General features: G+C 67.5%; 18 protein-coding genes. 5 read left to right on the top strand and 13 right to left on the bottom strand.

Annotated features, from left to right (window positions below; all coding sequences use genetic code 11):
- Window positions 1-11 precede the first annotated feature (11 nt).
- The 5 genes from glnT to BM397_RS05405 form a co-directional block, all read right to left on the bottom strand.
- Entirely contained in the window at window positions 12-1,316 is a 1,305-nt protein-coding gene (gene glnT / locus BM397_RS05425; RefSeq protein ID WP_092419427.1) for a type III glutamate--ammonia ligase, read from the bottom strand.
- A gap of 77 nt (window positions 1,317-1,393) precedes the next feature.
- Window positions 1,394-2,731: an FMN-binding glutamate synthase family protein gene (locus tag BM397_RS05420; protein WP_092419423.1), complete on the bottom strand. Its 1,338-nt coding sequence runs from the start codon at window positions 2,729-2,731 to the stop codon at window positions 1,394-1,396.
- 10 nt (window positions 2,732-2,741) lie between these two features.
- A complete protein-coding gene (locus BM397_RS05415) occupies window positions 2,742-3,425 on the bottom strand; it encodes a GltB/FmdC/FwdC-like GXGXG domain-containing protein (protein ID WP_092419420.1) in 684 nt (227 codons plus the stop codon).
- Between the two features lie 3 nt (window positions 3,426-3,428).
- Window positions 3,429-4,316: a class II glutamine amidotransferase gene (locus BM397_RS05410; RefSeq protein ID WP_092419417.1), complete on the bottom strand. Its 888-nt coding sequence runs from the start codon at window positions 4,314-4,316 to the stop codon at window positions 3,429-3,431.
- 144 nt (window positions 4,317-4,460) lie between these two features.
- Window positions 4,461-5,099 carry a helix-turn-helix domain-containing protein gene (locus tag BM397_RS05405; RefSeq protein WP_092419414.1) on the bottom strand — a complete coding sequence of 213 codons (639 nt, stop codon included), beginning with the start codon at window positions 5,097-5,099 and terminating at the stop codon, window positions 4,461-4,463.
- Window positions 5,100-5,341: 242 nt separating this feature from the next.
- Here BM397_RS05405 and hisS point away from each other — a divergent pair, with 242 nt between their 5' ends.
- From hisS to hisG, 3 genes are read left to right on the top strand one after another with little or no spacing between them, the layout of a single operon-like run.
- Window positions 5,342-6,814, top strand: coding sequence for a histidine--tRNA ligase (gene hisS, locus BM397_RS05400; RefSeq protein ID WP_092419411.1), 1,473 nt, complete (start codon window positions 5,342-5,344; stop codon window positions 6,812-6,814).
- On the top strand, window positions 6,805-7,887 hold the full coding sequence (locus tag BM397_RS05395; RefSeq protein ID WP_092419408.1) for an ATP phosphoribosyltransferase regulatory subunit: 1,083 nt from the start codon (window positions 6,805-6,807) through the stop codon (window positions 7,885-7,887). Before hisS ends, BM397_RS05395 begins: the two co-directional genes overlap by 10 nt.
- On the top strand, window positions 7,884-8,576 hold the full coding sequence (gene hisG / locus BM397_RS05390) for an ATP phosphoribosyltransferase (protein ID WP_092419405.1): 693 nt from the start codon (window positions 7,884-7,886) through the stop codon (window positions 8,574-8,576). Before BM397_RS05395 ends, hisG begins: the two co-directional genes overlap by 4 nt.
- Before the next feature lie 87 nt (window positions 8,577-8,663).
- Here hisG and yghU read toward each other — a convergent pair whose 3' ends face one another.
- Window positions 8,664-9,521, bottom strand: a complete 858-nt coding sequence (yghU, locus tag BM397_RS05385) for a glutathione-dependent disulfide-bond oxidoreductase (protein ID WP_092419402.1) — start codon at window positions 9,519-9,521, stop codon at window positions 8,664-8,666.
- A gap of 261 nt (window positions 9,522-9,782) precedes the next feature.
- Here yghU and BM397_RS05380 point away from each other — a divergent pair, with 261 nt between their 5' ends.
- Window positions 9,783-12,191 (top strand): ligase-associated DNA damage response DEXH box helicase, encoded by a 2,409-nt coding sequence (locus BM397_RS05380; RefSeq protein WP_092419399.1) that lies wholly within the window; start codon window positions 9,783-9,785, stop codon window positions 12,189-12,191.
- Between the two features lie 3 nt (window positions 12,192-12,194).
- Here BM397_RS05380 and BM397_RS05375 read toward each other — a convergent pair whose 3' ends face one another.
- Window positions 12,195-12,869, bottom strand: coding sequence for an SDR family NAD(P)-dependent oxidoreductase (locus BM397_RS05375; protein ID WP_092419396.1), 675 nt, complete (start codon window positions 12,867-12,869; stop codon window positions 12,195-12,197).
- An 86-nt stretch (window positions 12,870-12,955) separates the two neighbouring features.
- On the opposite strand from BM397_RS05375, the gene pdeM reads away from it, so the two are divergent.
- The gene (gene pdeM, locus BM397_RS05370) at window positions 12,956-13,630 is read left to right on the top strand and encodes a ligase-associated DNA damage response endonuclease PdeM (protein WP_245695941.1); all 675 of its coding nucleotides are present in this window, start codon (window positions 12,956-12,958) and stop codon (window positions 13,628-13,630) included.
- A gap of 86 nt (window positions 13,631-13,716) precedes the next feature.
- Here the strand turns inward: pdeM and folD are convergent, their stop codons facing one another.
- The 6 genes from folD to ftsH all read right to left on the bottom strand — a co-directional run bounded on the left by folD (window position 13,717) and on the right by ftsH (window position 20,413).
- Window positions 13,717-14,619 carry a bifunctional methylenetetrahydrofolate dehydrogenase/methenyltetrahydrofolate cyclohydrolase FolD gene (folD, locus tag BM397_RS05365; protein WP_092419392.1) on the bottom strand — a complete coding sequence of 301 codons (903 nt, stop codon included), beginning with the start codon at window positions 14,617-14,619 and terminating at the stop codon, window positions 13,717-13,719.
- A 5-nt stretch (window positions 14,620-14,624) separates the two neighbouring features.
- Window positions 14,625-14,921 carry a chorismate mutase gene (locus BM397_RS05360; RefSeq protein WP_092419389.1) on the bottom strand — a complete coding sequence of 99 codons (297 nt, stop codon included), beginning with the start codon at window positions 14,919-14,921 and terminating at the stop codon, window positions 14,625-14,627.
- 176 nt (window positions 14,922-15,097) lie between these two features.
- Complete coding sequence (locus BM397_RS05355; RefSeq protein ID WP_092419385.1) at window positions 15,098-16,768, bottom strand: formate--tetrahydrofolate ligase; 1,671 nt, start codon at window positions 16,766-16,768, stop codon at window positions 15,098-15,100.
- A 76-nt stretch (window positions 16,769-16,844) separates the two neighbouring features.
- A complete protein-coding gene (locus BM397_RS05350) occupies window positions 16,845-17,444 on the bottom strand; it encodes an MOSC domain-containing protein (RefSeq protein ID WP_092419382.1) in 600 nt (199 codons plus the stop codon).
- 282 nt (window positions 17,445-17,726) lie between these two features.
- Window positions 17,727-18,440 carry a methyltransferase domain-containing protein gene (locus BM397_RS05345; RefSeq protein ID WP_245695940.1) on the bottom strand — a complete coding sequence of 238 codons (714 nt, stop codon included), beginning with the start codon at window positions 18,438-18,440 and terminating at the stop codon, window positions 17,727-17,729.
- A gap of 59 nt (window positions 18,441-18,499) precedes the next feature.
- Window positions 18,500-20,413, bottom strand: coding sequence for an ATP-dependent zinc metalloprotease FtsH (ftsH, locus tag BM397_RS05340; RefSeq protein ID WP_092419376.1), 1,914 nt, complete (start codon window positions 20,411-20,413; stop codon window positions 18,500-18,502).
- Window positions 20,414-20,500: the final 87 nt, after the last annotated feature.

Genomic DNA, 20,500 nt, shown 5'->3' with positions numbered 1-20,500 from the left:
TGAGGGAAGGGTCAGATGTCGAGCGTGTTGTCGCGTTCCCAACGGGAGAAATGCGACACGAAGGACGTCCACTCCTGCATCTTCATCTTGCTGTAGGAGGCCGAGAATTCCGCGCCCATCATCTCCTTGAGCTCGGCGTCGGCATCATAGGCACGGATGGCATCCAGCAGGTTGAGCGGCAGGCGCGGCGCGTCCTTCACCAGGTGGCCCTCGGCGTACATGTCGATGTCGTGGCGCTTGCCCGGATCGGCCTTGGAGCGGACGCCCGAGAGGCCCGCGGCGATGATCACCGCCTGCAACAGGTAGGGGTTCACCGCGCCGTCGGGCAGCCGCAGCTCGAAGCGGCCGGGGCCGGGCACGCGCACCATGTGGGTGCGGTTATTGCCGGTCCAGGTCACGGTATTGGGGGCCCAGGTGGCGCCCGAGGTGGTGCGCGGCGCGTTGATCCGCTTGTAGCTGTTCACCGTCGGGTTGGTGATCGCCGCCAGCGCCTCGGCGTGCTTCATGATGCCGCCGAGGAAGTGCCGGCCCTGATCCGACAGGCCCAGTTCCTTGTCCTTGTCGGCAAAGGCGTTGACCTTGCCCTCGGCATCCCAGACCGAGATATGCGCGTGGCAGCCGTTGCCGGTCAGCCCCTCGATGGGTTTCGGCATGAAGGTGGCGCGCAGCCCGTGCTTCTCGGCCACAGATTTCACCATGAACTTGAAGAAGCTGTGGCGGTCGGCGGTGACAAGCGCGTCGGCATACTCCCAGTTCATCTCGAACTGTCCGTTGGCGTCCTCGTGGTCGTTCTGATACGGGCCCCAGCCCAGCTCCAGCATGTAGTCGCATATCTCGGCGATCACGTCGTAGCGGCGCATCACCGCCTGCTGGTCGTAGCAGGGCTTCTCAGCGGTATCGAAGGCGTCGGAGATCTGGTCGCCCTCGGGCGTGAGCAGGAAAAACTCCGCCTCGATCCCGGTCTTCACCCGCAGCCCTTCCGAGGCCGCCTCGGCCACCAGCTTGCGCAGCACGTTGCGCGGCGCCTGCTCGACGTCGTCGCCTTCCATCACGCAATTGGCGGGCACCCAGGCCACCTCGGGTTTCCACGGCAGCTGGATCGCCGCCTCGGCGTCCGGCACGGCGAGCATGTCGGGATGCGCCGGGGTGAGGTCGAGCCATGTGGCGAAGCCGGCAAAGCCTGCGCCGTCCTCCTGCATGTCCGCGATCGCCTGCGCCGGGACCAGCTTGGCGCGCTGGCCGCCGAAGAGGTCGGTGTAGGAGATCATGAAGTATTTCACGCCGCGCGCCCGGGCGAATTCGGCCAGATCAGCCATGGTGGTCCCTTTCGTTCCCTGTTGGTGTCGACGGGGCGTTGGCCGCCCTCGCCGTTTTGCGTCCGGGGCTAAGGCGGTCAGAACCCGCCCTTGCCCGGCCACCAGTTTGTCCCGGCAAGCGGCACCTGCGCCATGGCTGCGGCCTCCATCGTGAGCGCGCAGAGGTCTTCCGGCTCAAGATTGTGCACATGGCTCTTGCCGCAGGCCCGCGCGATGGTCTGGCATTCGAGAGTCATCACGTTGAGATAGTTGCGCAACCGGCGTCCGGCGGCGATGGGGTCGAGACGCGCCATCAGCGCCGGATCCTGCGTGGTGATGCCCGCTGGGTCGCGGCCCTCGTGCCAGTCGTCATAGGCCCCGGCGGTGGTGCCGAGCTCGCGATACTCGTCTTCCCACTTGGGATCATTGTCGCCGAGCGCGATCAGCGCGGCGGTGCCGATGGCCACCGCATCCGCGCCGAGCGCCAGCGCCTTGGCCACATCCGCGCCGGTGCGGATGCCGCCCGAGACCACCAGTTGCACCTCGCGGTGCATGCCCAGATCCTGCAGCGCCTGTACCGCGGGACGGATGCAGGCCAGCGTCGGCTGGCCGACGTGCTCGATGAACACATCCTGCGTTGCGGCAGTGCCGCCCTGCATGCCGTCGAGCACCACCACGTCGGCCCCGGCCTTCACCGCCAGCGCGGTGTCGTAGTAGGGGCGCGCGCCGCCGATCTTCACGTAGATCGGCTTTTCCCAGCCGGTGATCTCGCGCAGTTCGAGGATCTTGATCTCCAGATCGTCCGGCCCGGTCCAGTCCGGGTGACGGCAGGCCGAGCGCTGGTCGATGCCCACGGGCAGATCGCGCATCCCGGCAACCCGCTCGGTGATCTTCTGGCCAAGCAGCATGCCGCCGCCGCCGGGCTTGGCGCCCTGCCCCACCACCACCTCGATGGCATCGGCACGGCGCAGGTCGTCGGGATTCATGCCGTAACGGCTCGGCAGGTACTGGTAGACCAGCTTTTCACTGTGCCCGCGTTCTTCCTCGGTCATGCCGCCGTCGCCGGTGGTGGTCGAGGTGCCGGAAAGCGTCGCGCCGCGACCCAAAGCCTCCTTGGCGTTGCCCGAGAGCGCGCCGAAGGACATGCCGGCGATGGTGATCGGGATCTTCAGCTCGATCGGCTTCTTGGCAAAGCGCGTGCCGAGCACCACCGAAGTGTCGCACTTCTCGCGGTAGCCCTCGAGCGGGTAGCGGCTCATCGAGGCACCGAGGAACAGCAGATCGTCGAAATGCGGCACGCGGCGCTTCGCCCCTCCGCCGCGGATGTCGTAGATGCCGGTCGCCGCCGCGCGGCGGATCTCGGAGTTGATCTCGCGCGAGAAGGTCCAGGACTGGCGCGGGTCGGTCTGGGGAGTCTTCTGGGGTGTCTTGTCCATGGTCCGCTCCTCAGTAGGCGTCGGCGTGATCGATGTTGAAATGGTAGAGATTGCGCGCCGAGCCGTAGCGCTTGAACTCCTCGGGCTTGGCATCCGCGCCGGCGCGTTCGAGCAGGCCGCGCAAGATCTCGAGGTGCTCGGGGCGCATCTCCTTCTCGACGCAGTCCGCGCCCAGAGATTTCACCGAGCCGCGCACGAAGAGCCGCGCCTCGTAGAGGCTGTCCCCGAGCGCGTCCCCGGCATTGCCCAGAACGACCAGATTGCCCTTCTGCGCCATGAAGGCGGACATGTGGCCGATGTTGCCGTGCACGACGATGTCGATGCCCTTCATGGAGATGCCGCAGCGCGAGCTGGCGTTGCCCTTGATGTTGAGCAGCCCGCCATGGCCGGTGGCCCCGGCGTATTGGCTGGCATCGCCCTCGATGATCACCTCGCCGGACATCATGTTCTCGGCCACGCCCGGTCCGGCGGAGCCGGTCACATGCACGGTCGCGAGTTTGTTCATCCCGGCGCAGTAGTAGCCGGTCGAGCCCTTCACGGTGACCGAGATCGGCCCGTCGAGCCCCACCGCCATGGCATGCGCGCCACGCGGGTTCTCGATGGTGAAGGCCTCGTTGCCCTTGGCCTTGGCGGCCGCCTGAAGCGTGGCGTTGACCTCGCGCAGCTCGGTTTTCAGCATATCCAGAACGGGCATGGATCAGCGCTCCCAGAAGTAGACGGTGGCGGGCTCGGGTTCCCAGACGCGGGCGGCGTCGATCCCCGGAAGGTCGGCAAAGGCGCGATATTCGCTGGCGAAGGCGACGTAGTCGTCGGTCTCGGCCATCACGGCGGGCTTGCAGGCGATGGGGTCGCGCACCACGCCGAAGCCGTTCTTGGTGCCGGTGACGAAGGTGAAGAAGCCGTCGAGGTCCTTCAGCGTGCCTTCCAGCGCCTCGCCCAGCGACGCACCCTCGGCGATGCGCGAGGAGATATAGGCAGCGCCCACCTCGGTGTCGTTCTCGGTCTTGGTGAAGACGCCCTTCTTGGCGAGCTTTCGGCGCATGGCGTTGTGGTTCGACAGCGAGCCGTTGTGCACGAGGCACTGGTCGCCCGCTGTGGAGAACGGATGTGCGCCGAGCGTTGTCACCGCGCTTTCGGTTGCCATGCGGGTGTGGCCGATGCCGTGGCTGCCGCCCATCGCGCGGATGCCGAAGCGGGCGGCGACGTCCTTGGGCAGGCCGACTTCCTTGTAGATTTCCATGCTCTCGCCCGAGCCCATGACCCGCAGGCCGCGCGCCTCGAGGAAGGCCAGCGCCTTGGCTTCCTTGTCGAGCGGCAGGGTCAGCACGGCGTGGGTGCTGGCGACGCGCATCGCCACCTCGGTGTCGAGCGCGCCGGAGAGCGCCGCGTCGAGACCGGCGAAATCCTCGTCCGGCGTGTCCGACTGGACGGTGATCTTCAGACCGGCCGCTTCATCCCCGTAGATCGCGATGCCGGCGCTGTCCGGGCCGCGATCGGTCATGGTGATGAGCATGTCGGTCAGCATGTCGCCCAGCTGGGGGCGCAGGTCATCCTTTTTCAGGAAAAGGCCAACGATGCCGCACATGGGTCCTCCATAGTGTTCAGGAACGGGCGGGACCGCCCTTTGATCAAGATCACTATTGAGAAAACTTTATTCCCTCCAAGAAAATCATCCGTGTGGGGAAAATTATTTTCCTCTCCGGAATTTCTGCCTGCGTTTTGGGCAGAGTCAGCGCTGTTGGGGGTAGGTAATGATCGACAGGTAGCGGATCGGTAGCGACATCAGCTCTTCCGGCCCGTGCGGCGCGTCGGAATCAAAGAGCAGCGAGTCGCCCGGCTCCATCCGGTAGAGCCGGTCGCCGTGCCGGTAGCCCATCTCGCCCTCGAGCATGTAGAGCAGCTCGATCCCCTCGTGCTGGAATGTGGGGAACTGGTCGCTCTCGCTGTCGAGGCTGATCATGTAGGGCTCGACCACCACGCCCGAGTTGTTCGAACCGATGTGGCCGAGCAGGTGGTATTGGTGACCGGCACGGGTGCCGGCGCGCTCGATCTCCACCCCCTCGCCCGCCTTGACGTGCATGCAGCCACGCTCTTCCTCGTAGCCGGAGAAGAGCTGCACCAGCGGCACGCGCAGCGCATGGGCCAGCGTCGAGATGGTGGTGAGCGAGGGCGAGATGACGCCGTTCTCGATCTTCGACAGCATGCCCACCGACAGGCCGGTCTGCGTGGCCAGATCGGCCACCGTCATCCGCTGCCGCTTGCGCAGATCGCGCACCTGCCGCCCGATCGCCACCTCGAGATTCTTCTCGCGCTGTTCACGCAGGGCGTGTGGGTTCTGCCGCAGCGCCTTGTCGTCCTGCTTGGCCATCGGTGCTCCTTCGTCTTGCGCCATCACGGCGCGCGCGACACGACGCCCCCCGTAAGCCACAAGGCTGCGCATACCGCCGCAGTCTCGGCAAGACCCCTCTCCCGCGCCCCCGTCGCCCGCGCCCCGGCGGACACAATCGTGCGGGCAGGATCGCCAAAGCCTCGGACCCCAAGGCCTTTGCTTGCTCCTTGGTGGTCAAGCGGCTATGGGATGCGCGCAATCTGGACAGCCGGAGCGAGGCCATGGCCAAGGAAAAGAAAGCCCCCCGCCCCCGGGCACAAACGCCCAAGGGGTTCCGCGACTATTTCGGCACGGAAGTGACCGAGCGTGCACATATGCTGCATACCATCGCCGGGGTCTATCATCGCTACGGCTTCGAGGCGCTGGAAAGCTCCGCCGTGGAGACCGTCGAGGCGCTCGGCAAGTTCCTTCCGGACGTCGACCGTCCGAACGAGGGTGTCTTTGCCTGGGAAGACGATGACGACGGCTGGGTGGCGCTGCGCTACGACCTGACCGCGCCGCTGGCGCGGGTCTACGCCCAGCACCGCAACGACCTGCCGACCCCCTACCGGCGCTATGCCATGGGGCCGGTCTGGCGCAACGAAAAGCCCGGACCGGGCCGCTTCCGCCAGTTCTATCAATGCGATGCGGATACCGTGGGCGCGCCCTCGGTGGCCGCCGACGCCGAGATCTGCGCGATGCTGTCCGACACTCTGGAAGAGGTCGGCATCCCGCGCGGCGACTACCTTGTGCGGGTCAACAACCGCAAGGTTCTCAACGGCGTGCTCGAGACCATGGGCCTGTCGGATGACGCGCAGCAGCAGGCCGTTCTGCGCACCATCGACAAGTTCGACAAGGTCGGCGAGAGCGGCGTGCGCGAGCTGCTGGGCAAGGGTCGTCTCGACGCATCTGGCGCCTATATCGACGGCGTGGGCCTTTCCGATGATCAGGCGGCGCCGGTGCTGGCCTTCCTGACCTCTAAGGGCACGGACGCCGCCGCGACGCTCGCCAACCTGCGCGCCGCCATCGGCGGCTCGGCGGTAGGAGCCGAGGGCGTGGACGAGCTCGAAGAGATCGCCACGCTGCTCGACGCGGGCGGCTACGGCTCCAGCCGCATCGAGATCGACCCCTCGGTGGTGCGCGGCCTCGGCTATTACACCGGCCCGGTGTTCGAGGCGGAGCTGACCTTCGAGATCCTCGACGAGAAGGGCCGCAAGCGGCAGTTCGGCTCGGTCTCGGGCGGTGGGCGCTACGACGATCTGGTCAAGCGCTTCACCGGCCAATCGGTGCCAGCGACCGGCGTGTCGATCGGCGTCGACCGGCTGCTCGCCGCGCTGCGCGCCAAGGGCCGCATCGGCGGCACCGCGCAGGGTCCGGTGGTGGTCACCGTCATGGATAAGGCGCGCATGGCCGACTATCAGGCGATGGTCGCCGAGCTGCGTAACAACGGCATCCGCGCCGAGGTCTACCTCGGCAACCCGAAGAACTTCGGCAACCAGCTCAAGTATGCCGACAAGCGCGAATCCCCCGTGGCCGTCATCGAAGGTGGCGACGAGAAAGAGCGCGGCGTGGTGCAGATCAAGGACCTGATCCTCGGCGCGAAGCTGGCGCAGAGCGCCAGCCTCGAAGAGTGGAAGGAACGCCCCTCGCAATACGAGGTGCCGCGCGACCAGCTGGTCGCCAAGGTGCGCGAGATCCTGAGCCAATGGGCGTGAGTTTCGCCGCCGAGAAGGCCGAGGCGGAGCGGCTGAGGGCGGTCTTCGCCGAGGCCGGCGCGCAGCCGCTCGACTGCGCGATCATGCAGTCGGCGGAGACTTTGCTGGACCTCTACGGCGAGGACATCCGCGCCCGCGCCTATGTGACCCACGACCCGAGCCGCGGCGAGATGATGCTGCGCCCCGACTTCACCGTGCCGGTGGTCGAGATGCACATGTCCGACGGCGCCGAGCCGGCCCGCTACACCTATGCGGGCGAGGTTTTCCGCCGCCAGGAAGAGCATCCCGAGCGCCCCTCGGAATACTACCAGGTGGGCTACGAGGTCTTTGACCGGGGCGATCAGGCCAAGCTCGACGCCGAGGTCTTCGGCCTCTTTGCCGAGGTGCTGAAGCCGGTGAACCTGCGCCCGGTGACCGGCGACATCGGCATCCTGACCGCCGCCGTCGCGGGGCTGCAGACCTCGCAGGAGCGCCGCGACGCACTGCTCCGCCACATCTGGCGGCCGCGCCGCTTCCGCGCGCTGCTCGACCGTTTCTCGGGCAAGACGCCGGTGCCCGCCACCCGCGCCGCCATGCTGGCGCAGGGCGCGCCCATGGCCACGGCCGGGCCGGTGATCGGCCTGCGCTCCGAGCGCGAGATCGAGACCCGCATCGCCGCGCTGCGCGCCGATGCCGCGCAGCCCGCGCTCTCGCGCGGACAGGTCGAGCTGATCGACGCCGTTCTGGCGGTGCGTGAGACCTGTTCCTTTGCGCTCGAGCACCTGCGCGACATCGCCGTGGACATGCCCGCCCTGCTGCCCGCGCTCGAGACATTCGAGCGCCGCTGCGATGCCCTCTCGGCACGCGGCGTCGACGTGGCGGAGCTGGACTTCGAGGCCAGCTACGGTCGCAGCTCGATGGAATATTACGACGGTTTCGCTTTCGGCTTCGTCTGCGAAAGCCGTCCGGACCTGCCCCCCATCGCCACCGGCGGGCGCTACGATGCGCTGACCCGGCGGCTCGGCGGCGGTCAGGAAATCCCGGCGGTGGGCGGGGTGATCCGCCCGGGCATCCTTCTGGAGGTCGCGAAATGAGCATCAAGCTTGGCGTGCCCTCCAAGGGCCGACTGATGGAGAAGACCTTCGACTGGTTCGGTGCGCGCGGCGTGAAGCTGTCGCGCACCGGCTCGGACCGCGAATACGCGGGCGCGGTCGAGGGCGTCGAAGGGGTGTCGCTGGTGCTGCTCTCGGCCGGGGAAATCCCGCGCGAGCTCGCCGCCGGGCGCATCCACCTCGGGGTCACGGGCACCGACCTAATCCGCGAAAAGCTGGTGCAATGGGACCAGAAGGTCGAGCCGCTGGCCGAGCTGGGCTTTGGACAGGCCGATCTCATCGTCGCCGTGCCCGCCGCATGGGTCGACGTGGACACGCTCGACGATCTCGACGGGGCCGCCGCCGCCTTCCGCGCGCGCCATGGCTTCCGGATGCGCATCGCGACCAAATACCACCGGCTGGTGCGTGACTACCTGCGCATGGGCGGCGTCGCCGATTACCAGCTCGTCGACAGCCAGGGCGCGACCGAGGGCACGGTGAAGAACCTCACCGCCGAGGCCATCGCCGACATCACCTCGACCGGCGAGACGCTGCGCGCCAACCATCTCAAGGTGCTGGCCGAGGAGCCGGTGCTGCGCAGCCAGGCCACGCTCTTCCGCTCGCGCGCCGCGAAGATGAACGACGCCGACCGCGAGGCGTTGCGCGTGCTGACCGAGATGCTCGGCGTCTGATCAAGAAAAGGCCCGGGAGCGAGAGCGCCCGGGCCAAATCTCTTCGAAGAGATTTGCAACGTCCTTCGAAGGACGTTGCTCCTCCCTTCACGCTTCCAGCTTGTCCTGCGTGCGCAGCTCGAAATCCGAGGCGTCGTGGCGTTCGTGCAGCTGCTCTTCGAGCGGGCCGGTGGCCTTGTTGACCATGCGGCCGCGCTTCACCGCCGGGCGCGCGTCGATCTCCTGCGCCCACCGCTGGACGTTCTTGTAGCTCTCCACGTCGAGGAAATCGCCAGCGCTGTACTGGCGGCCGAGCGCGAGGTTGCCGTACCAGCACCAGATCGCGATGTCGGCGATGGTGTATTCGTCGCCGGTCATGAACCTGCGGTCCGCGAGGTTGCGGTCGAGCACGTCGAGCTGGCGCTTGGTTTCCATCGCAAAGCGGTTGATCGGGTATTCGAATTTCTCCGGCGCATAGGCGTAGAAATGCCCGAAGCCGCCGCCGAGATAGGGCGCGCTGCCCATCTGCCAGAACAGCCAGCTGAGCATTTCGGCCCGGTCCTCGGGCTTGCCGAGGAAGGCGCCGAACTTCTCGGCCAGGTGCAGCAGGATGGCGCCGGATTCAAAGACCCGCACGGGTTTGTCTCCGGAGCGGTCCATCAGCGCCGGGATCTTCGAGTTCGGGTTCACGTCCACGAAGCCCGAGCCGAACTGGTCGCCGTCGCCGATCTTGATCAGCCAGGCGTCATATTCGGCGTCATGGCCGGCGGCGAGCAGTTCCTCGAACATCACCCCGACCTTCTGGCCGTTGGGCGTGGCGAGGCTGTAGAGCTGGAACGGGTGCTTGCCGACCGGCAGCTCCTTGTCGTGGGTCGCCCCGGCGATGGGACGGTTGATCGAGGCGAACTGGCCGCCGTTCTCGGCGTCCCATGTCCAGACCTTGGGAGGGGTATATGCGGCGTTCATGAGAGGGCTCCATTGTCTGATTGGGGCGAACCCTAGTGGTTTGCGCCCGAAAGGCCAGAGCCGGCGCTGTGCATGGCGGCACAAGTGGGTGTGAGGCTTTCGCTGCGCAGGTGTCCGCGGATCTCCCAGTCCCGTGGTGCCGGCCCCCGGGGGCTCTGCCCCCGCCCGCGCTCCACGCGGCCTCCCCCGGGATATTTTCACCTAGGCGAAAGGACATGCGACGCGCTTTTCCACGAGCGAAGCGCGCCTATCTTGGAGAGCATGTCCGAATTGCCCAGCTCTCTCGACCGATGGTTCTCCGCCCGTGGCTGGCGCCCGCACCCTCACCAGCGCGCCATGCTGGAGCGGGCCGGTGCGCCGGCCCTTCTGCTCATCGCGCCGACCGGGGGTGGCAAGACTCTGGCCGGGTTCCTGCCGACCCTCGCCGAACTGACCGAGGCGCCGCGGCCCGGGCTGCATACGCTCTATATCTCGCCGCTTAAGGCGCTGGCGGCGGACATCCGGCGCAACCTGCTGATTCCTATCGAGGAAGCAGGGCTGCCAATCCGCGTCGAAGACCGCACCGGCGACACATCGTCCTCGCGCAAGCGGCGGCAGCGGGCTGATCCGCCACACATTCTGCTGACCACGCCCGAGAGTCTGGCGCTGCTCACCTCCTACGAGGACGCGCCGCGCATCTTCGACGGGCTGCAGCGCGTCGTGGTGGACGAAATCCACGCGCTGGCCGAAAGCAAGCGCGGCGACCAGCTGATGCTGGCATTGGCGCGGCTGCAATCCCTGTGCCCCGGGCTGCGGCGGGTCGGGCTTTCGGCCACGGTCGAGGACCCGCAGGCCATCGCCCGGCTGCTGGCGAAGCACCCGGACCCTTGCGAAATTCTCGAGGCCGACCCGGGGCCAGAGCCGGACATCTCGATGCTGCAGACCGAGGCAGCCCCGCCCTGGTCCGGCGGCGGCGCGGCCTACGCGATCCCGGCGGTGCTGGAGCAGGTGAAACGACACCGCACGACGCTCATCTTCCACAACACCCGGGCGCAGGCCGAGATCTTCTTTCACAAGCTCTGGCTGGAGAACGAGGAGGCTCTGCCGATCGGCATCCACCACGGCTCGCTCGACCGCGGCCAGCGCGAGAAGGTCGAGGCCGCCATGGTGCGCGGCGAGCTGCGCGCCATCGTCTGCACCGGCTCGCTGGATCTCGGGATCGACTGGGGCGATGTCGACCTGGTGATCCAGATCGGCGCGCCGAAAAACGTCAAACGACTCGTGCAGCGCATCGGCCGGGCCAACCACCGCTACAACGCGCCCTCAAAGGCGCTGCTGGTGCCGGCCAACCGCTTCGAGGTGGTGGAATGCGTGGCGGCGCTCGAGGCGGTGCGGGCGCGCGATCTCGACGGCGAGAGCCGCGGCCCCGGGCCACGCGACGTTCTGTGCCAGCACATCCTCATCGCCGCTTGCGCAGGGCCGTTCGAGGCGGATGCGCTCTATGCCGAGATGACCACGGCGGGGGCCTATGCGGGACTGACGCGACCCGAGTTCGACGCTTGCCTGCAGTTCTGCGCCACCGGCGGCTACGCGCTGCGTGCCTACGACCAGTGGCAGCGGCTGAAGCAGCGCGACGACGGGCTCTGGCAACTGCGTGATCCACGCTCGGCGGCGCGCATCCGGCAGAACATCGGCACCATTCAGGACACGGATACGCTCAAGGTGCGCTACCGCGGTCGCGGCGGCGCACCGCTGGGGGAGATCGAGGAAGGTTTCGCGGCGCAGCTGACGAAGGGCGACACCTTCCTCATCGGCGGGCAGATCGTGCGCTATGAAGGGCTGCGCGAGATGGTGGTGCAGGTGAGCCGCGACGCTCACCGCAAGCCGAAGATCGCCACCTTCATGGGCACCAAGTTCGCCACCTCCACCCAGCTCTCGGAACGCATCCTGCGGATGTTCCGGCAGGAGGATTGGCCCGGGCTGCCGGAGCATACCGCAGACTGGCTGAGGCTTCAGCGCGATGCATCCTCCCTGCCGCAGCCCGGGCGGCTGCTGATCGAAAGCTTTCCGCATGACGGGCGCGAGCAGCTGGTGGTCTACGGCTTTGCCGGGCGCAACGCGATGCAGACGCTGGGCTTGCTGCTGACCAAGCGCATGGAGGAGGAAGGGCTGGCTCCGATGGGTTTTGTCGCCACCGACTACGCCGTGCTGATCTGGGGGCTGGATGCGGTGATCGACCCGGCACCGCTCTTTGATCTTCGGGCGCTGGAGGCGGGGCTGGAGGGCTGGCTCTCGGGCAACGCGGTGATGAAACGCACCTTCCGGGCCTCGGCCACCATCGCCGGGCTGATCGAACGCAACCATGGCGGCCAGCGCAAGACCGGCAAGCAGGCGACCATGTCCTCGGACATCCTCTACGACACGCTGGTGAAATACGACCCGGACCACCTGCTGCTGCAGATCACCCGCGAGGAGGCGATGCGCGGTCTGGTGGATTTCGCCCGCATCCGCGAGATGTGCACGCGAATCGCGGGGCGGATCGACCTCGTGCGGCTGGACCGGCTCTCGCCGCTTTCGGCGCCGCTGTTTCTCGAACCCGGCAAGGTGCCGATCCGGGGCAGCGCTGAGGCGCGGCTGCTGGAGGAGGAGATCGGCGCACTGCTGCAGGAGGCGGGGATCGGCGAGCTCTGAGCGCTATTCGGCGTAGATCATCTTCTTGGTCATGCCGCCGTCGATGGTCAGCGTCTGGCCGGTGACGAAGCCCGCATCCGCGAGATAGAGCACGGCGTCAGCGATGTCATCGCTCCGGCCGACGCGCCCAGCCGGGTGCTGCGCGTGGTCCTCTATCGCCAATTCAGCCTCGCCGCTGATCCAGCCCGGCGCGATGGCATTGACGCGGACCCTCGGCCCGAGCTGCACCGCCAGCGCCTGGGTCAGCCCGATCAGCCCGCCCTTGGCGGCGGCATAGGCGAAATCCCCACCCTCGGACATCAGCGCCCGGGTCGAGGCCATGATGACAATCGCCCCGCCCTGCCCCATCAGCGGCAGCGTCGCCCGGCTCATCAGGAAGGCGCCGGTCAGATGACTGCCGATCATCCCGTTCCAGTCGTCCAGAGATGTCGCCCCGAGCTCCATGTCGATACCGCCGGTGCGCCCGGCGTTGCTGACCAGCAGATCGAGCCGGTCCCAGCCGAGCTTGTCGAAGGCAGTCTTCACCGAAGCCTCGTCGGAGACGTCGCAGCGGATGTGGCAGGCGGGACCGTCCTCGGCGAGATCGAAGCTGGCGACCTCCCAGCCCGCCGCGATCAGCCGCGCGCAGATGCCCCGGCCGATGAGGCCCGATCCCCCGGTGACGATTGCGCGGCGCATGGCTCTCTCCTTCTTGTGTCCTGCCCGCCAGCTAGGGCGGCCCGGTGCCGGCGGCAAGCGCCTTGCGGGGCGCGCAGCGCTCTGGCATGGCAACGCCGATGACACGGCTCTGCTTCGAATTTCATGACGCGGCGCTCGAGGCGCTGGGATCGGGGGCACTTTTTTGGCCTTCCGAACGACTGCTGGTGGTTTCGGACCTGCACCTCGGCAAATCGGCGCGGCTGGCGGCACAAGGCGGCGCGCTACTGCCCCCCTACGAGGGGCGGGAAACCCTGCTGCGGCTGGAGCACGACCTCGAGGCCACCGGCGCGCGCCGGGTTGTGTGCCTTGGCGACAGCTTTGACGCAGCGGGGCTCGACCTGCTGCTGCCCGAGGAAGAGCGGCTGTGGATTGCCCGGCTGCAGGCGGGGCGCGACTGGATGTGGATCGAGGGCAACCACGATCCCGGCCCGGTGTCTCTGGGCGGCACGCATCTGGCAGAGCTGGAGCTGGGCGGGCTGGTACTGCGGCACATCGCCGAGCCTGACGCGACGGGCGAGGTCTCGGGCCACTACCACCCCAAGGCGCGGCTTGTGCTGCGCGGGCGGGTGATCTCGCGGCCCTGTTTCTTGCTGGATACGTCGCGGCTGCTGATGCCGGCCTACGGCGCCTATACTGGCGGATTGCGGACCGACAGCGCGGTTCTGTCGGCGCTGATGGACGACGGCGCGCAGGCGATCCTGACGGGGGCAAAGCCGGTGCGTCTGCCGATGCCGAGGTAGCGGCAGACGTCTCCACGAAATCAAGCCCGAAGGCCGCAGGGGGAGCGCCTACCCATGGGCTGGCGCTCCCCCGGCTCCACGCGCAGTTACGCCGTCAGCCCCTCGGGCTCGGGCAGAGCGTTGGCCCGGCAGCAGGCTGTCACCGTGTTGGCCAGCAGGCAGGCAATGGTCATCGGACCGACGCCCCCCGGCACCGGGGTGATTGCGCCCGCGACCTCTGCGGCGGAGGCAAACTCGACGTCACCGACCAGCCGGTGCTTGCCTTCGCCCTTTTCCGGCGCGGGGATGCGGTTGATGCCCACGTCGATCACCGTAGCGCCCGGCTTCACCCAGTCGCCGGGGATCATCTCGGGGCGGCCGACGGCGGCGACGAGGATGTCGGCACGGCGGCAGACCTCGGCCAGATCCTTGGTGCGCGAATGCGCGATGGTCACCGTGCAGCTGTCGCCAAGCAGCAGCTGCGCCATCGGCTTGCCGACGATGTTCGAGCGCCCCACCACCACGGCGTTCAGCCCCGAGAGCGAACCGAGGTGGTCGCGCAACATCATCAGGCAGCCGAGCGGGGTGCAGGGCACCATGCTCTTCTGCCCGGTGCCCAGAAGGCCGACGTTGGAGATGTGGAAGCCGTCCACATCCTTGGCCGGGTCGATGGAGTTGATCACCAAATCCGAGTTCAGGTGCCCCGGCAGCGGCAGCTGCACGAGGATGCCGTGCACCGCCGGATCGGTGTTGAGCTGGTCGATCAGCGCCAGCAGGTCCGCCTCGGAGGTGTCGGCGGCAAGCTTGTGCTCGAAGCTGTTCATCCCCGCCTCGAGCGTCTGCTTGCCCTTGTTGCGGACGTAGACTTCCGAGGCCGGGTCCTCGCCCACCAGCACCACGGCGAGGCCGGGGGTGATGCCATGCTCGTCCTTCAGCCGCGCCACATGGGCGGCAACCTGTTCACGCACCTTTGCGGCAAAGGCCTTGCCGTCGATGATCGTCGCGCTCATGCGCCTCACTCCTGTCCCAGTACCGTTTCTTCGCGGCGGATCGACCAGTCCACCAGCTCGCGCCAGAGCGTCTCGCTCAGGTCCGGATCGATCCCCTCGGCCTCGGCATTGCGCCGGGCATTGGCAATGACCTCGTCGACGCGGGCCTTGATCCGGGCGGGCAGACCCGCGCCGGTCTTGATCTCGGCGGCACGGTCGATGAGGCTCTGGCGGTGCGCCAGCAGCGCCGACAGCGCCTTGTCGGTGGCATCGATTTCGGCGCGCAGCGCCGCCATGTCGCCGAGGGTTGCGGGATCGCGCATGAGCGTCTCCTTGCAAAGTGACCGTGATCCGGTGCGCCCCCTATGCCGCGATGCGGCGCGATGATCAACGCACCAGTGCGGCAAAGCTCAGTACAAAGACGACAATCGGGGCGCGGATCGGAAACCGCAGGCACCGCCCGGAGACGGCGCCCGCGCTTGGGACGGGACAGGTGGCCTCAGAACAGCCCCTCGACCTCGCCTGCGTCGTTGAGCCGGATGGTCTCGGCGGCCGGCACGCGCGGCAGGCCGGGCATGGTCATGATGTCACCGCAGATCGCCACGACGAAGCCCGCTCCCGCCGAGAGGCGCACCTCGCGCACCGGCACCATGTGCCCCGTGGGCGCGCCGAGCTTCTTGGGATCGGTCGAGAAGGAATACTGGGTCTTGGCCATGCAGACCGGCAGGTTGCCAAAGCCCTGTTCCTCCCACTCTTTGAGCTGCGCAAGGATGCGCGGATCGGCGGAGACCTCCTCGGCGTGATAGATGCGCTTGGCGACGGTCTCGATCTTCTCCCAGAGCGGCATCTCGTCGGGGTAGATCGGGGCGAACTGCGCGGCGTCACCATCGGCGATATGCGCCACGCGCTCAGCGAGCGCCGTGATGCCCTTCGAGCCCTCGGCCCAGTGGCGGCAGAGATGCGCCTCGGCACCGCGTGCCTCGGCATAGGCCTTGACCGCTGCCACCTCTGCCTCGCTGTCGCCGGCGAAATGGTTGATCGCCACGACCACCGGCACACCGAACTGGCGCAGGTTCTCGATGTGGCGGCCAAGGTTGGCGCAACCCTGCTTCACCGCCGCCACGTCCTCGGCCCCGAGGTCGGCGCGGGCCACGCCGCCGTTCATCTTCAGCGCCCGCACCGTGGCCACCAGCACCACGCAGTCTGGATGCAGCCCGGCCTTGCGGCACTTGATGTCGAAGAACTTCTCGGCCCCGAGGTCGGCCCCGAAGCCCGCTTCGGTCACCACGTAGTCGGCCAGAGCAAGCGCCGTCTTGGTCGCCATGACCGAGTTGCAGCCGTGGGCAATATTGGCAAACGGCCCGCCATGCACGAAGGCCGGCGTGTGCTCCAGCGTCTGCACGAGATTGGGCTGCAGCGCGTCCTTGAGCAGCACGGTCATCGCGCCATCGGCCTTGAGGTCGCGCGCGTGCACGGGGGTCTTGTCGCGGCGGTAGGCGACGATCATGTCGCCAAGCCTTTGCTGCAGGTCGGCAAGGTCATCGGCCAAACACAGACAGGCCATGACCTCGGAGGCGACGGTGATGTCGAAGCCACCCTGCCGCGGGAAGCCGTTGGGCACGCCGCCAAGCCCCGTCACGACGTCGCGCAGCGCCCGGTCGTTGACGTCGAGCACCCGCCGCCAGACGATGCGGCGCAGGTCGATGTCGAGCGCGTTGCCCCAGTGAATGTGGTTGTCGATCATCGCCGAGAGCAGGTTGTGCGCCGCGGTGATCGCGTGGAAATCGCCGGTGAAGTGGAGGTTCATCTCTTCCATCGGCACGACCTGCGCGTAGCCGCCGCCGGCGGCCCCGCCCTTCATGCCGAAGTTCGGCCCGAGCGAGGCCTCGCGGATGCAGATCGCGGCATTCTTGCCGATCGCCGCCAGCCCGTCGCCAAGACCGACGGTCGTGGTGGTCTTACCCTCACCCGCCGGCGTCGGGTTGATCGCGGTGACGAGGATCAGACGGCCCTGCTTGCGCCCCTTGAGCCCGGCGATGAACCCGGCGGACACCTTAGCCTTGTCATGGCCATAGGGGATGAGGTCGGCACCGGTGATCCCGAGTTTCTCGCCGATCTCCTGGATCGGGCGCTTCTCGGCGGCGCGGGCGATTTCGATGTCGGTGGTCATGGCTGGGCCCCCTTGTCCGGCTGCTTTTCTGCCGCCCTCATAACGGCTTCCCCCGCCCCGGTCACGCCCGAAGCGTTCAGCCTTTCCGCGCTGCCCCGAGGTGATCCCACGCGCGCTGGTCGGGGATGTGCAGCCGCAGCGTGTCGCCGATCGCCAGGTGCCCGGGCCGTTCGACCCAGGCGGTCACGCCGCGCTTGCCCTTGGCCGCCGTCTTGAAGGACTTGCCGTGGCCCTCGTGCTCCACCTCGATCTCGCGCGCCGGCAGGTGGCAGGGACGGTTCTGCATGTCGATGACCAAGGTCACGCCGTCCGGCCCCTGCAGCCGCGACGAGGGCGGCAGGTGACTGAAATCGGGGATACCCTCGAGCACCAGCGTCGCCCCGGCAAGCTGCGGGTCGACCACCGGGAGCTTCAGACTCTCGGCGATCTCCGCCAGTTCCTCGGCCGACATCAGGCACAGCTGGCGGACATTGGCGATCTCGGTGCCGCGCTTGTGCTGGGAGGTGACCCGCGAACAGGACGGCCGGGTGATCCCGCCGTGGCGCTCTCCCTCCGGCCCACCCCAGCCGATGTCCAGCGCCTCGACCGCCTGCGAGCGGATATTGTCGCCCTCCATCGGGACCTGCCCGAGCCAGGTGATGCGGGCGGTGAACTCGGTGGGGATAAGCGCGGGCATGGCGTGTCCTCGGAAAATGACGGTACGGGGCCTACTTGGGCCACAGATACGACCCGGCGTCGAGGGGGGAAATCCTCCATCCCCGGGCGCAGCGGAACAACACTGGGCACGGTGCCGACCCTTGTACTGTCGCCGCAGCCAACATGGCGCGCCGGAGGTCGGTCTGCTCAAGAACTCCTGCCGCTCTGCCAATATCGGTGCATGTTGGGGCCGGGCCAGTCTGCGCCATCATCAGCGCCGCCACCTGCCGTGCGAGTGGTGGCACCGGGCAGACGTGGCGCCTCAGACCGTGACGGTGAAGAACAGCCGCCGGAAGGGGAACAGCGCCCGGCCCTGCGGATCCACCGGGTAGACCTTGGCGATCACCTCCTCGTAGGCCGCAATCAGCTGCGCCTGCTCCGCGGGGGTCAGCGCCTCGAGCACCGGGCGGGCAAAAGTCGCCTGGGTGAAGTGCCGCACGGGGTGGCCTTCCTCCTGCGGGTCGAGCAGCTGGTAATACTCCGTCTCCCAGAGTGCGACCTCGCCCAGCGGCTCGAGCAGCGCATGATACTCCGCCGGGCGCAGGATGCCGGGGATCTTCGCATGATCGACGCGCCCCGGAAAATGCTCGTCGGCCAGCGCCAGCCACATGCGGTGCGAGGGCGCGTTGTTCTGTGCCGGCACCTGCACCGCAAGGGTGCCGCCCGGCGCGAGCATGAGCAGCAATCGCGGCAGCAGGGTTTCGTGGCCCTTCAGCCAGTGCAGCGCGGCGTTGGAGAAGATCAGCGCGGGCGGTCCGTCGGGTGCCCAGGCCGAGAGGTCAGCCTCGTGCAGAGCGTCATAGCAGCCTGTCGCGCGGGCGCTCTCGAGCATGGCCGGGCTCAGGTCCACCCCCTCGAGCCGCCGTCCCAACCCGGACAACGCGGGTCCAACGTCGCCGGCACCGCAGCCAAGGTCGATCACCGCGCCCTCCGGCAGCGGACCCAGCGCGCGCAGCAGATCCAGTGCGGGGCGCAAACGCAAACCCCGGAACCTGTGATAGGTCCCGGGGTTCCAGTCTGTGGTAGCCATCCGGCTCATGCCGAGGGCTCGGGCTCCATGCCGCCGTCATCGGCGGGCTTGGCCTTGGGCTTGGTCTTGGGGATCGAGGTGATGCTGGGCGTGTCGTCCGACCCGCTGTCCTCGCCACCCGAGGCCTGCGGCGGCTCGCCCTTCATCACGCGCTTGATCTCGTCACCGGTCAGTGTCTCGTATTCAAGCAGACCTTGCGCGAGGCGTTCCCATTCCTCGTTGTGCTCTGTGAGCAGCTGGTAGGCACGCTCGTAGGCGACCTGGATGAAGGTACGGACCTCCTCCTCGATCAGCTCCTTGGTGTGCGCCGACACCGACAGGCCCGCGGTGTTGCCCTGGTAGCCTTCGTGCGCCTCGGAGTAGTCGATGTTGCCGATCTTGTCCGACATGCCCCAGCGCAGGACCATGGCACGCGCCAGCGCCGAGGCCTGCTGGATGTCGCCAGCCGGGCCGTTCGACACGTTGGGCTCGCCGTACTTGATGATCTCGGCGGCCTTGCCGGCCATGGTCATGGCGAGCTTTTCCTCGCACTCGGACTTGTGCCAATTCAGGCGGTCGATCTCGGGAAGCGAGACCACCATGCCGAGGGCACCGCCGCGCGGGATGATCGTCGCCTTGTAGACCGGGTCGCACTGCGGCAGCAGCAGACCGACGACGGCGTGACCAGCCTCGTGGTAGGCGGTCTTTTCCTTCTGCTCGGCGGTCAGGACCATCGACCGGCGCTCGGCGCCCATCATGACCTTGTCCTTGGCGTTCTCGAAGTCCTCCATGGTCACGAAACGGCGGCCGACGCGGGCGGCCATCAGCGCGGCCTCGTTGACAAGGTTCGCCAGATCCGCACCCGAGAAGCCGGGCGTGCCGCGCGCGATGATGCGCAGGTCGACATCCGGGCCGAGCGGGGTCTTTCGGGCGTGCACGCCGAGGATCTTCTCGCGGCCCTTGATGTCGGGGTTGCCCACCATGACCTGACGATCAAAGCGGCCCGGACGCAGCAGCGCGGGGTCAAGCACGTCGCGGCGGTTGGTGGCCGCGATGATGATCACGCCCTCGTTCGCCTCGAAACCGTCCATCTCGACCAGCAGCTGGTTGAGGGTCTGCTCGCGCTCGTCATTGCCGCCGCCATAGCCAGAGCCACGGTTGCGGCCAACGGCGTCGATCTCGTCGATGAAGACGATGCAGGGGGCGTTCTTCTTGGCCTGCTCGAACATGTCGCGCACACGCGATGCGCCGACACCGACGAACATTTCCACGAAGTCCGAACCGGAGATGGTGAAGAACGGCACGCCGGCTTCGCCCGCGATGGCGCGCGCCAGAAGCGTCTTACCGGTGCCCGGAGGGCCCACCAGCAGCGCGCCCTTGGGGATCTTGCCGCCAAGGCGCGAGAACTTCTGCGGATTGCGCAGGAATTCCACGATCTCTTCGAGTTCTTCCTTGGCCTCGTCAATGCCTGCCACGTCGTCGAAGGTGACGCGGCCATGCTTCTCGGTCAGCAGCTTTGCCTTGGACTTGCCGAAGCCCATGGCCCCGCCTTTGCCGCCACCCTGCATGCGGTTCATGAAGTAGATCCACACGCCGATCAGCAGCAGGAAGGGCAGAAGGCTCAGAAGGAAGGCCTGGAAGCCCGACTGTTCCTGTGCCTCGGCCCGAACGGTTACGCCCTTGTCGATGAGCGTATCGGTGACCTGGGCATCTTCGGGCTTGACGGTGACGTAATCCTGACCGTCATTGCCACGATAGCGGATCTGCTCGCCGTCGATGGTGACGGAGCTGACGGATTGCGAATCCACCGCCTCCATGAAGTCCGAGTAGCTGATTTCCCGGCTCTGCAGCGTGCTTCCACCCCCGGAGAAGAGGTTGAAGAGCGCCAGAATCAACAGGAAAAGAACGACCCAGAAGGCGATATTTCGTGCGTTGCCCAAGGACGGCCTCCTAAAATGACGTATCTCGCGCTCCTCGCGAAGTCGCGATGTGTGCCTAACATAAGGGCTGAGCCAGCCGGTTCAATG

The organism is Alloyangia pacifica, from assembly GCF_900116195.1.
Lineage (GTDB): Bacteria > Pseudomonadota > Alphaproteobacteria > Rhodobacterales > Rhodobacteraceae > Salipiger > Salipiger pacificus.
Note: the sequence above shows the minus strand (reverse complement) of the source record. Positions and strands in the feature narration are given on the sequence as shown.